We start from the raw sequence: 12,364 nt of genomic DNA on the forward strand, positions 1-12,364 counted from the left end.
GCCAAGGGCCCCTCTGGTTACTCCAGATTGATCGTCGTGGTTGGCGCGGCCACCGTCTGGGCCTTGAGCACAGGCCTGATGTCCAACACGTCGCCGGCCACCTCGGGGTCGTCCTGATCGCTGTTGCACACCAGACCCAGGTCATAGCTACCCACGGCGACAAAGCCCAGCTCGTAACGGAAACCACCGGCCCCGTCGCTCACCACGGGGGCACTGGCATAGAAGCCGTTGTCGACATCCGCCATGTCGGGATAGCTGTCGTCGCTGCGCGGGGCATAGAGGTATACCGCCGCCTTGTCGGCCAGCAGGCCATCGCACAGGCCGCTGGCGACGCTGCCGCTCAGGGTCGCCGCTAGGGTGTTGTTGACCAGTCGCACGCCGCGGGGCTTGAGCTTGTAGTACTGCTGATGGCCCGGCAGCACCATAGCGTGGCGCAGATCGAATTCGGTGGTGAAGCTGCTGGTGCCGTTGGCGGCGATAGTGAAGGCATCAAGTTTCAGCTCGCTGCTCGGCACCTCGAGGGGCTTGATGGTGTCGTCATCCTGCTGCACGTAGGAGTAGGGAGTACCATCGCCAAACTGGTTGGCCGCCTCGCGACCATCGAGCACGGTCAGGCGCATCTGGCTATACTCCCCGGCACTGACGCTCTGACCGGCGAGCAGGTTGCGGCTGGCCGAGCCCTGGTACTTGAGCAGATCGATATAGACGAACCGGGGCGAGCCGTCGGCGTTGAGCGGTATGCTCTCGCCGAGCGGGGTGCAGCCGTCATCCAGGGCGGCGTTGAGGATACTCTGGCTACTCCAGGCGGTCTCGCCGCCGGCGACCGGGTGGATACTGATCCGGCTCACGGCGATGCAGACCCGCTTGACCGAATCGACCGGCGCATCGGAGAAGGCGAGGGAGAACTTGGCGCCAGAGGTAGAACTGGAGGAACTGCCATCACCACCGCCGCCGCAGGCGGTCAGTGCGGTGGCGAGACCGAGGAGTAACAGACGCTTCATGGGGATCATCCTTGTTGGGGTGGCATCTGTTCCACTCTAGACGAAGTCGGCGGCGTGTCAGGGTGCGGCCAGAGGATGGAGCGCGCGTTCGAAAGGCAATCTATTGATTTCGTTGATATGAGCGTCTTGTGAGACAGACGCGGGATGCGAAGGGGTTTGACGGAGGCAGGGTCGCAAGGAACCGGGAGGCGTCATGCCTCTCGTTCTATTAGCCGGGTCGGCCAGCCCATTTTCTGCTGACGTTCCACCTCGAGGCGTAGCTCGCTGGCGCGCAGATAGTGCACGTCGAGCCACCCCTTGGGCAGCGCCAGGATAAGGTCATCCTCATCGGCCTGCAGGGTGAAGGCGGGCACAGTCCCCTGGGTGCGGCGCATGCACAGAATCAGGGAGAGGCGCAGCAACCGTGCCAGCCGGATCGCCTGGCGGGCAGTCACAGCACCCTGCTTCTCCAGCGGCTCGAGTTTGAAGTCGTCGCGCTGGTTGAATAGCAGGGCCGACAACAGCTTCTTCTGGGCCGGGGTGAAACCGGGCATGTCGATGTTGTCGATGATGTAGGCGGCGTGCTGGGGCGCCTTCTTGTACTCGATGCACAGACCGATCTCGTGCAGCAGGGCGGCGTAGCGCAGGATAGGGCGGCCGTAGCGGCGCGACAGGCGCCAGGGGCCCTGCACCTGGGCAAACGCATCGACCGCGGTGTCGCGCACCCGCTCGGCGTGCTCGCGATCGAGCTGGTAGCGGTTGATCAGGCTGTTGGCGGTGCGATCGCGGGCATCACAGTCGTGGCTGTTGCCGAGCAGTCCGTAGATGAGCCCCTCGCGCAGGGCGCCGCCGGCGAGCGTCATGCTCTCGATGCCAAGCACCTCGAACAGGGCGATCAGGATGGCGAGCCCGGAGGGGAACACGGTCAGGCGTTCGGCGGTGAGCCCTTCCAGCTGCAAGCGGTCGAGGCGACCACAGGCGATCGCCTGCTGCATCAACTCCTGCAACTTGGGCAAGGTGACCCGCTCGCTCTTGCCCTGAGCCAGCATGATCTCCTGCAGGGCCTGCACCGTGCCGGAGGCGCCGACACAGCTCTTCCACCCCAACAGGCGATAGTCATGGGCCACGTCCCCCAACACCGCCTTGGCGGCGTCGATGGCCTGGACGAAGCGCTCTTGGGAGAGCACGCCGTCGCCGAAGTGATTACTGAGCCAGGTGACGCAGCCCATGTGCAGGCTGCTCAGCAGCTTGGCCTCGCTCTGTTCGCCGATCACCAGCTCGGTGCTGGCACCGCCGATGTCGATGACCAGGCGATTACCCTCCCCGGCCGATGTCCAGGAGACCCCCTCATAGATGGTCTTTGCCTCCTCCTCGCCCGAGATGATCTCGATGCCGTGGTTGAGCACCCGCTCCGCCTCGGCGAGAAACTCCTCCACATTGGTGGCGAGCCGCAGGGTGGCAGTGCCGACCACGCGGATGTTCTCGGGGGGAATGTCCTGCAGCTGCTCCGAGAACAGACGCAGGCAGTCCCAGCCGCGCTCCATGGCGGCTCGACTGAGGCGGAACTGCTCATCGAGGCCGGCGGCCAGGCGCACCTTGCGCTTGACCTTGGCCACGGTACGCAGGGCGCCGGCGACCTCGCGCACCACCAGCATATGAAAGCTGTTGGAACCGAGGTCGATGGCTGCGTAGAGAGGGGTACTGCTCACCGCTAGGCTCAGTGACGCTTGGGCGGACGACGGCGGTTGCCACCACCACCCTGGCGATCGCGCATGTTGCGGTTGACCGGCGGACGGTTGCGCTGCACCCGGCGCGGGGCGGCGACGTCATCGAGCAGGGCCTCACGGTCATACTTGCTGACCGGGATCGGGTGACGGATGTACTCCTCGATGGCCGGCAGGTTGAAGGCGTAGTCTTCACAGGCCAGGCTGATGGAGTGACCGCTCTTGCCGGCGCGGCCGGTACGACCGATGCGGTGGACATAGTCCTCGCAGTCGTCGGGCAGGTCATAGTTGAAGACGTGAGTCACATCCGGGATGTGCAGGCCACGGGCGGCCACGTCGGTGGCGACCAGGATGTCCAGCTTGCCCTGGGTGAACTCTTCCAAGATCTTGAGGCGCTTCTTCTGCGGCACGTCGCCGGTCAGCAGACCGACCCGGTGGCCATCGGCCTCCAGCCAGGCGTGGATGTCTTCACAGCAGTGTTTGGTGTTGGCGAACACGATCGCCTTGTCCGGCCACTCTTCCTCAATAAGGGTGAGCAGCAGCAGCATCTTGTCTTCGTTGGAAGGGTAGAAGAGCTCTTCTTTGATCCGCACGCCGGTCATCTGCTCGGGTTCAACCTGCACATGGCGCGGGTTGGTCATGTGCTCATAGGCCAGCTCCTGCACGCGCAGGGAGAGGGTGGCAGAGAACAGCATGTTGAGACGATCGGCGGCGGCCGGCATGCGGCGGAACAGGAAGCGAATATCCTTGATGAAGCCGAGATCGAACATGCGATCCGCTTCGTCGAGCACCACCACCTGAATGTTGGCCAGATCGATCACCTTGGACTTGTAGTAGTCGATGATGCGACCCGTGGTACCGATCAGGATGTCGACGCCCTGCTCGAGCACCGCCAGCTGCTTGTCGTAGCCCTCACCACCATAGGCCAGACCCAGCTTGATGCCGGTACTGGCGGACAGGCTCTCGGCATCCTTGTGGATCTGCACCGCCAGCTCACGAGTCGGGGCCATGATGATGGCGCGCGGCTGGTTGATGAGGCGGGGCTTGGTCAGGGGATGGGTTAGCAGATAGTTGAAGGTGGCGGCGAGAAAGGCGATGGTTTTGCCTGTACCTGTCTGAGCCTGGCCAGCAATATCATGACCTTCTACCAGCAGGGGCAGGGAGAGTGCCTGGATCGGCGTACAGTAGTGAAAACCCTTGGTTTCCAGACCAGCCAGCACTTCCGGCTCGAGGCCCATTTGGGCGAATTTTTCGTCAGTTAGGTGTGTTTTGCTCATGGCGCTAGGTTATCAGGTTAGGCTTGCATTAATAAACAGGATCATTTCAAATAGGCCAACTATGGCCTTTATTGGCCTCTCAATAAAGCCTTATTTACTGACTGGAGTTGGAAATGAGTGACAAAATTGTTCAGCTGAGCGATGCCAGCTTCGAGGCAGATGTGCTCAAGGCTGCTGGCCCCGTTCTGGTTGATTTTTGGGCAGAATGGTGCGGTCCGTGCAAAATGATCGCCCCTATCCTGGACGAAGTTGCTCAGGAATATGAAGGCCGTGTGACCGTTGCCAAACTGAACATCGATCACAACGCCGACACCCCGCCCAAGTTCGGCATTCGCGGTATTCCGACCCTGCTGTTGTTCAAGAACGGCGAAGTGGCCGCGACCAAGGTGGGTGCGCTGTCCAAGACTCAACTGAAAGAGTTCCTGGACGCCAACATCTGATGAGATAGACAAGGAGCGCATTGCAACAATGCGCTCCTTCCGTTTCTGCCTGTAGACGCTCACCCCGATTGGTGCTAGTTTATTGTTCGTTTGCTAACCGCCTCTGCAATCCAGTCCAATCAGTAGCAACCCAGCAGACTTCCCCCACACCTTAAAACCCTTCTTACAGACCTTCATTGCTATGAATCTGACCGAATTAAAGAACACCCCTGTGTCCGAGCTCATCAAGCTGGGCGAGTCCATGGGGCTGGAAAACCTGGCACGGGCGCACAAAAAAGACATCATCTTTGCCATCCTCAAGGCCCATGCCAAGGGTGGGGAAGACATCTTCGGTGACGGCGTACTCGAAATCCTGACAGACGGCTTTGGCTTCCTGCGCAGCGCCGACGGCTCCTACCTGGCCGGTCCGGACGATATCTACGTCTCCCCGAGCCAGATCCGCCGCTTCAACCTGCGTACCGGTGACACCATTGCCGGCAAGATCCGCCCGCCGAAAGAAGGCGAGCGCTACTTTGCCCTGCTCAAGGTCGACAACATCAACTACGACCGCCCGGAAAACGCCCGCAACAAGATCCTGTTTGAAAACCTCACCCCGCTGCACGCCAACGAGCGTTTGCGCATGGAGCGCGGTAACGGCTCCACCGAGGACATCACAGCCCGTGTGCTGGATCTGGCGTCCCCGATCGGTAAGGGCCAGCGCGGCCTCATCGTCGCTCCGCCCAAGGCCGGTAAGACCATGCTGCTGCAGAACATCGCCCAGAGCATCGCCTACAACCACCCGGACTGTGAGCTGATCGTGCTGCTCATCGACGAGCGTCCTGAAGAAGTGACCGAGATGCAGCGCATGGTCAAGGGTGAGGTGATCGCCTCCACCTTCGACGAGCCGGCTGCACGCCACGTTCAGGTTGCCGAGATGGTGATCGAAAAGGCCAAGCGCCTGGTCGAACACAAGAAGGATGTGGTCATCCTGCTCGACTCCATCACCCGTCTGGCCCGCGCCTACAACACCGTCATCCCCTCTTCCGGCAAGGTACTGACCGGTGGTGTGGACGCCAACGCCCTGCACCGTCCGAAGCGCTTCTTCGGTGCCGCGCGTAACGTTGAAGAAGGCGGCAGCCTGACCATCATCGCCACCGCCCTCATCGACACCGGCTCCAAGATGGACGAAGTGATCTACGAGGAGTTCAAGGGCACCGGCAACATGGAGCTGCACCTCTCGCGCAAGATCGCCGAGAAGCGTGTCTACCCGGCCATCGACATCACCCGCTCCGGTACCCGGAAGGAAGAGCTGCTCACCACCCCGGAAGAGCTGCAGAAGATGTGGATCTTGCGCAAGATTGTGCACCCCATGGGCGAGATCGACGGCATCGAGTTCCTCATCGACAAGCTGGCGATGACCAAGACCAACGACGAGTTCTTCGACGCCATGAAGCGTCAGCAGAAGTAATCCGTATCGATGGAATTAAGCCGCGGCCCCTGTGCCGCGGTTTTTTATTTGCCCAAAGCGGGCGGACATCGCACTATGACGGCGAGCAACCAGGGAATTGGGTACGTGATGAGAGGGATTGGACTCTTGCTGTGGCTGATCAGCCTGACGGCCATGGCAGAAGATGCCGCCGTGCCGGGGAACCATCTCCCCTATCTGCAGGAGCGCCTGGCACTGGGGCAGGAAGAAGCCGTCGAGAGTCTGCTGACCAGCCTGCCCGTCGAGCAGGGCGAGCGGCTGCGCTGGCTGCTGCTCGGTGCCATGGAGGGCAACTCACGCCCGGCTGCACCGACACGCGACTGGGTGGCCCAACAGGCCGAGCGGGTGCCCCTGCTGCTGGAAGAGCAGACTCGCGACGGCTTCCTGATCTCGCGCCCCCGTTACGACTACCCGGCCCGCGCCCGCTATCTGCAACACGCCTGGCGTCAGCTGGACTGGCAGGCCCAATACGAGGCCGAGCTGGCCGTCGGTCGCTTCGAGCTGCGCTCCCTCTATCGACTCAACAATGCCGAGGTCGAACGGCAGCAGGCGGCCCTGCTGGCGGCGCTCGACGAGGCGCCCCCCGCTGAGGTGAGCCGGCTGGCCACCGAACTGGCGCAAGAAGCGCTCTATCTCCCCGACAACAGGTTGGCCTACGACCTTCTCGCACGCACCGGTAACCGGGCCCTGTTCCTGGCCCTGTGGCGGCGGCCGGTGGATGAGAGCTCATTGCAGGCCCTCTCGCTGGTGAGTCGTTTCTACCAGGGGCATGAGGCCGGCCATCTGCTGTTGGCGGCGGCTCAGGTCCCCTCTCTCAACAGCCAGGCCATGCTGGCCCTCGGCACCCTTCGCCCGCTACCCGATGCGGTTCGCCACTACCTGAAACAGGAGCTCGGGATCGGCGACAACGGGGTCGCGCTGGCCAAGCTGCTGCAACCCAGAGCCGAATCCCTGCAGCTCATCTTGCTGGCCGATCGCCTGCTGCAGGAGCAGAAGCCAAGACCCGCACACGCCGAGCCGGGTCGCCCTTGAGCCCCCGTCAAGGTATACTGTCACCCCCTGAATCCAACGCGGTAGCCTTATGAAATACAAGGATTTGCGCGACTTTATCGCCCAGCTCGAAGCACGGGGTCAACTCAAGCGGATCGACCGCGAAATAGACCCCTATCTCGAGATGACCGAGATCTGCGACCGCACCCTGCGTGCCGGTGGCCCCGCCCTGCTGTTCGAAAACCCCAAGGGGTATCAGATGCCGGTGCTGGCCAACCTGTTCGGTACGCCGGACCGGGTCGCCATGGGCATGGGTCAGCCGGACGTGAGCGCCCTGCGCCAGGTCGGCACCTGGCTCTCCTACCTCAAGGAGCCGGAGCCGCCCAAGGGATTCAGGGAGCTGATGGAGAAGCTGCCCATCTTCAAGCAGGTGCTCAACATGCCGACCAAGCGCCTCTCCTCGGCCCCCTGCCAGGAGCAGGTGCTGACCGGCGACGAGGTGGATCTCGACCGCATTCCCATTCAGCACTGCTGGCCGGGGGACGTGGCGCCCCTGGTCACCTGGGGCCTCACCATCACCCGCGGCCCCTACAAGAAGCGGCAGAACCTGGGCATCTACCGCCAGCAGAAGATCGGCAAGAACAAGCTCATCATGCGCTGGCTCGATCATCGCGGTGGCGCCATCGACTGTCGCGAGTGGCAGGAGGCGCACCCGGGTGAGCGCTTCCCCGTGGTAGTGGCGCTCGGCGCCGATCCCGCGACCATACTCGGCGCCGTGACCCCGGTGCCCGACACCCTCTCCGAGTACGCCTTCGCCGGCCTGCTGCGCGGTAGCCGCACCGAGGTGGTGAAGGCCATCAGCTGCGATCTCGAGGTGCCGGCCAGCGCCGAGATCGTGCTGGAGGGTTACATAGAGCCGGGTGAGCTGGCACCGGAAGGTCCCTATGGGGATCACACCGGCTACTACAACGAGGTGGACGAGTTCCCGGTCTTCACCATCACCCACATGACCCTGCGTAACGACGCCATCTACCACAGCACCTACACAGGCCGTCCGCCCGATGAGCCTGCCGTGCTCGGGGTGGCGCTCAACGAGGTGTTCGTGCCGCTGTTGCAGAAGCAGTTCCCCGAGATAGTGGATTTCTACCTGCCGCCGGAGGGGTGCTCCTACCGGATGGCGGTGGTGACCATCAAGAAGCGCTACCCGGGCCACGCCAAGCGGGTGATGCTGGGGGTCTGGTCCTTCCTGCGCCAGTTCATGTACACCAAGTTCGTGGTGGTATGCGACGACGACATCAACGCCCGCGACTGGAAGGACGTGATCTGGGCCATCACCACCCGGATGGACCCGGCCCGCGACACCACCCTGATCGAGCACACGCCGATCGACTACCTGGACTTCGCCTCGCCGGTCTCGGGGCTCGGCTCCAAGATGGGGCTGGATGCCACCAACAAGTGGCCGGGAGAGACCAACCGCGAGTGGGGGCAACCCATAGTGCAGGATGAGGCGGTGAAGCAAAAGATCGATGCGATCTGGGACGAATTGGGTATTCTCGACTAATAGCCCAACCGGGAGCAGCCCGGTCATCATAACGACGACATGAGCCATGGGTGGCGCTGACCACCGAGAAAGGAAACGAATGCAACGAATCAAGTGCCGCGTAACCGAGTTGCGCGAAGTGGTAGAGACCATCTGGCAGGTGGCCCTGACGCCTGCCGAACCGATTACCTTCAAGCCGGGCCAGTATCTGCTGGTGGTGATGAGCGACTCGGACAAGCGTCCCTTCTCCATCGCCAACGGGCCGACTCGCCCCGGGCTTGAACTGCAGATCGGCGCCACCCCGGAGAACGCCTACGCCGGCCAGGTGCTGACGCGCATGCGCGAGCAGGGCGAGATCGAGGTCGAGCTGGCGGCCGGCAAGGCCTTCCTGCGGGAAGAGTCACCCCGCCCCCTGCTGCTGATGGCCGGCGGCACCGGTTTTTCCTATGTGCGCAGCATACTGCAGCAGCTGATCGACAGCGGCAGCCAGCGCCCCGTGTTCGTCTACTGGGGCGTGCGCCAGGCCCACTGGCTCTATGAACTCGACGAGATGCGCGCCCTCGAGCAGCGCTATGCACCGCTCACCTTTATCCCGGTGGTGCAGGAGCCCGACCAGCAGTGGCAGGGTCGCACCGGCCTGGTGCACAAGGCGATCATGGATGACTTCGTCAGCCTGCATGACTACGACATCTATGTGGCGGGCCGCTTCGAGATGGCCGGCGCCGCCCGCGAGGAGTTCAAGCTGCTCGGAGCCGAACCCGAGCGCATCTTCGGCGATGCCTACGAGTTTATCTAGACGACGGTCTGATCCCCTGCCCTCGCCCTTCGAGGGGAGCCAGGCGGAAAAATACGAGGAGCCCCCTGGGCTCCTCGTTGTTTTGGCTGTGATCGCTTGTGGCCTGTATGTTTCCCAGTCTGCCGTCTAGTCAGATTCGTGCTCGACAAAGCCCTTGCGGACCAAGGCAAAGCCGACGACACACTTGGTCGCTCCCTGACCCTCCTGATACCGAAACGCAACCCTCACATTTGCGTTATCCAGCGCCCCCTGGAGCAGGGCGACCTCCGCATCGCTCAGGACCCGGGAACCACATGAGGTGCCACCCCAGCGGTACTCCTCAAGGACCCCCTTGGACATCTTGGTAAAGGCCCGGCCGAAATACAGCAAGTAGGTATCCGCACTGGTGGTATTCACCTCCAGCTGAACCAGGGGCATGGGCGCGGCATCCTCTTCCGCCCGAGCCGCCGTCGCCGTTAGGGCCATCAGAATGGCCGCCGCAGGCAGGCCCACTCTCTTCGTCAGTTTCATCCTTTAAACTCTCCATCTGTGGCTATCAGAGCGAATTAAAGGTAGGTCTGAACCCGAGTCATTTCCAATTAGGGGGGCGTTATCGAGTGGTAATATAAATTAAAAATCTAACCGTCGCCTCTATTTCTAATGAATGGTATCAAACCACGTCACATTGGACCTATTTGGTAACATCGAGATGTCAGAAACAGGCCTGCGCAATACTGGCCCACATTGAGCCCCACCACCCATTTCTTAAGAGTTCATATATCCCATCAATGGGTGTGAGGGATGTATTGAAATTAGGTTTTTGCGAAATCCTTGTCCGGACAGAATATTTACTGTAATTTGACGCACTCATTTAATAGATTCCCACTGAGAGTTCAGGATTAACAATATGCGACACCATATTATATGTACCACCCTGTGCTACAAAGGTAAGCTTGAAGGGCAGTAACACCTTGTTCTAATGCCTGCGTTGATTATCCAAGAGCAGATGCATGCAATAACGGCATAAAACCCATTCTATACATCTGCACTATCGTTCTTGGCGTGAGAATGTTCACAACCTGATCCTGAGAGGGCAAAGGTTGAGTCATGACATACCCATGATGCGACCATTGATGAAGATGATTACCCCAGACTAGATAGGCAAGCTCTCCCAACTCGATTAGCGTACCGTTTGGCACGGTGCTGAACTCATCACTGAACACGATTTTTTCTCGGCTTCGGCTCACTCGCTCAGAATGGAGTTGCTTGTCGATTTCTTGGGAAGAAACTGAGGCCACATCGGGCAAGCCAGTTGCGACACACCAAAAATGCTTAAACTCGTTATAGCGCTGCCGTCGACAATGAGCGCAAGGCCGGTGACCTGCAGCCAATGCAGTCGCCTCGTCCAAGAAAAAAAGCTCAGAGTAGCTATTCGCTCCAAACAAATTTCGCCTTATCCCCTTGAAACGAAGCTCACAGGTTACCCAGTTTTGGTGTGCCCATAGTTTAACCACATTTTTTCCATCATCATGCAAGATCCCCCGATTTCCCAAGAAATCACCTCTTGCGTTGACCGCAACCAAACGCCCCCAAGGGTCGACTCTATTTTGTAGTGGCACAAACCCTTCTCCTATAAATGACGCCAAGTTGAGTGGTAGATTTTAAATTTCTACTTTTCGGTAACGTAATCAAGATAACTCGAAAGCAAGATTTACAATCATGATCATCGCCGATGATTTACCTCACCCAATTCATTTCCTTTAATGCGGCAGCTAACTCTGGCCGCATAACAAATTCATAATGTCCATCAATAGTATCTTTTGAGGCTTCATTGCCCGTAGACAATGTCCAAAACCACATGGTCTCACCATTGCTTCTCTTAGGTGGTGTGTATCCAAGCACTTCGGCTAATTCATGCCCTAATTTTCCATATTGCAGATTTGCTGCATTATAATTTGCATAGCCTACATGTTCCGCAATTTGAGTTGCAGTAATAGTAAAGTTTTTTGACTTTGCCTGTGCCTTGAGGATATTAAGATATTGCGTATTTCTGAACCTTCCTTTATCTCTCAATTTCAATAGACCATTTTTAAAATCTTCTTTAGTAGCCATCATAAAAAACCTCTTTCTATAAATCACTAGCATGTCCGTATACCTAGTCGCATGTAGAACATAGTTTCTTACACGTAAGACCGGATTGTTAATCACTCCCACATTGGAGTAACTATAACAATAACACTAGGTTAACCTTGATGCTTTACATGCAAGCCCAAATGTTTTATGGCAACCTGCAAAATAACATAAAATAAAATCCAAAACCCCCACTATATCTATAGATGATATAACACCAAAAAGTTACGAGATAAAGATAAACAAGCCACATGTTTCCACATGAACGATGCAGGGGGAATCTCAACGCCAGACAGAAACATGAACATTATATTCTTGATTTGGCGCTGCATATTCTTTTACTTCAAGATGACAGTTCGGATAGATATGTTTTAGCTGCTCCATTAAAAGCGGCGCGGCCATTCCAAGAATCTCCGCCATTTCATCATGCTCGCACCATGAATAATGGATGACTTTTCCAATGTCGCTTTCTTTACAAAATTCACTTTCTTCAATTTCTTTTTTACGTACTCATCAACACGCATAGATGATCCCTTTTATTGGCTCATATCCATAATTATATGGATGGCAATAGTGATTCGCCTTACTTCCCATTACGACTGTATGAAATCAGAGTTAGATAACAACGCTGAATACGTTGCCAAGGCTACTGCCCCTAACTGACCGCCTCTGATTTGCTGCTTTTAACACGGCTCAGGAATGACGCATCCCAAGCGCCGAGATGGTCGTCTTCAAACGACTATCTTAGTGAGCGCGACAAGAGAGGGAAGGATGAGATGTTTGTTTCCTGAGCAAGATCAATAAATTAATCCGTCTGAGGGAAGGCATCACAACACTGACAGCGTTTCAGAGGGGCAGGGTATTGGAGCCCCCTCCAAGGAAGCAAGCTCAGGAGCGCCATCAGGGATGATGGTGCAGCCGCAGCGGGGCAGTGATGCTCAATCTGCGGCGATCCGTCCGAAATTGCGATCGACCCGAGGGCAACCGCGCAGCGGTCGGATTGGTGGGGTTGGCCGCTCGATTGGTGACTTTTCTTTGGCCAC

At 58.6% G+C, this 12,364-nt stretch carries 11 protein-coding genes; 5 read left to right on the plus strand and 6 right to left on the minus strand.

All coding sequences use genetic code 11. From position 1 onward, the window contains the following. Positions 1–17: 17 nt before the first annotated feature. The 3 genes from BN1121_RS08825 to rhlB form a co-directional block, all read right to left on the minus strand. On the minus strand, positions 18–1,001 hold the full coding sequence (locus BN1121_RS08825; protein ID WP_005349348.1) for a DUF4382 domain-containing protein: 984 nt from the start codon (positions 999–1,001) through the stop codon (positions 18–20). A 191-nt stretch (positions 1,002–1,192) separates the two neighbouring features. Beyond that, positions 1,193–2,689 carry a guanosine-5'-triphosphate,3'-diphosphate diphosphatase gene (gppA, locus tag BN1121_RS08830; RefSeq protein WP_005349346.1) on the minus strand — a complete coding sequence of 499 codons (1,497 nt, stop codon included), beginning with the start codon at positions 2,687–2,689 and terminating at the stop codon, positions 1,193–1,195. Between the two features lie 8 nt (positions 2,690–2,697). Further along, positions 2,698–3,981 (minus strand): ATP-dependent RNA helicase RhlB, encoded by a 1,284-nt coding sequence (rhlB, locus tag BN1121_RS08835; protein ID WP_005349343.1) that lies wholly within the window; start codon positions 3,979–3,981, stop codon positions 2,698–2,700. 113 nt (positions 3,982–4,094) lie between these two features. Between rhlB and trxA the strand changes: the two genes are divergently transcribed. The 5 genes from trxA (at position 4,095) to fre (ending at position 9,212) form a co-directional block, all read left to right on the plus strand. Next, positions 4,095–4,421: a thioredoxin TrxA gene (gene trxA, locus BN1121_RS08840; protein ID WP_005349340.1), complete on the plus strand. Its 327-nt coding sequence runs from the start codon at positions 4,095–4,097 to the stop codon at positions 4,419–4,421. A 181-nt stretch (positions 4,422–4,602) separates the two neighbouring features. After that, on the plus strand, positions 4,603–5,868 hold the full coding sequence (rho, locus tag BN1121_RS08845; protein ID WP_005349337.1) for a transcription termination factor Rho: 1,266 nt from the start codon (positions 4,603–4,605) through the stop codon (positions 5,866–5,868). A gap of 105 nt (positions 5,869–5,973) precedes the next feature. After that, on the plus strand, positions 5,974–6,918 hold the full coding sequence (locus BN1121_RS08850) for a hypothetical protein (protein WP_152424622.1): 945 nt from the start codon (positions 5,974–5,976) through the stop codon (positions 6,916–6,918). Positions 6,919–6,967: 49 nt separating this feature from the next. Further along, the gene (ubiD, locus tag BN1121_RS08855) at positions 6,968–8,437 is read left to right on the plus strand and encodes a 4-hydroxy-3-polyprenylbenzoate decarboxylase (RefSeq protein ID WP_005349333.1); all 1,470 of its coding nucleotides are present in this window, start codon (positions 6,968–6,970) and stop codon (positions 8,435–8,437) included. A 79-nt stretch (positions 8,438–8,516) separates the two neighbouring features. Continuing rightward, positions 8,517–9,212 carry an NAD(P)H-flavin reductase gene (gene fre / locus BN1121_RS08860; protein WP_005349331.1) on the plus strand — a complete coding sequence of 232 codons (696 nt, stop codon included), beginning with the start codon at positions 8,517–8,519 and terminating at the stop codon, positions 9,210–9,212. Between the two features lie 126 nt (positions 9,213–9,338). On the opposite strand, the gene BN1121_RS08865 is transcribed toward fre, so the two are convergent. The 3 genes from BN1121_RS08865 to BN1121_RS19425 all read right to left on the minus strand — a co-directional run bounded on the left by BN1121_RS08865 (position 9,339) and on the right by BN1121_RS19425 (position 11,306). Next, complete coding sequence (locus tag BN1121_RS08865) at positions 9,339–9,722, minus strand: hypothetical protein (protein WP_005349329.1); 384 nt, start codon at positions 9,720–9,722, stop codon at positions 9,339–9,341. Positions 9,723–10,183: 461 nt separating this feature from the next. After that, positions 10,184–10,810 (minus strand): hypothetical protein, encoded by a 627-nt coding sequence (locus tag BN1121_RS19420; protein ID WP_005349327.1) that lies wholly within the window; start codon positions 10,808–10,810, stop codon positions 10,184–10,186. A gap of 118 nt (positions 10,811–10,928) precedes the next feature. Beyond that, positions 10,929–11,306: a hypothetical protein gene (locus BN1121_RS19425; protein WP_081606399.1), complete on the minus strand. Its 378-nt coding sequence runs from the start codon at positions 11,304–11,306 to the stop codon at positions 10,929–10,931. Positions 11,307–12,364 lie beyond the last annotated feature (1,058 nt).

The sequence above is a fragment of the Aeromonas diversa CDC 2478-85 genome (assembly GCF_000819805.1).
Lineage (GTDB): Bacteria > Pseudomonadota > Gammaproteobacteria > Enterobacterales > Aeromonadaceae > Aeromonas > Aeromonas diversa.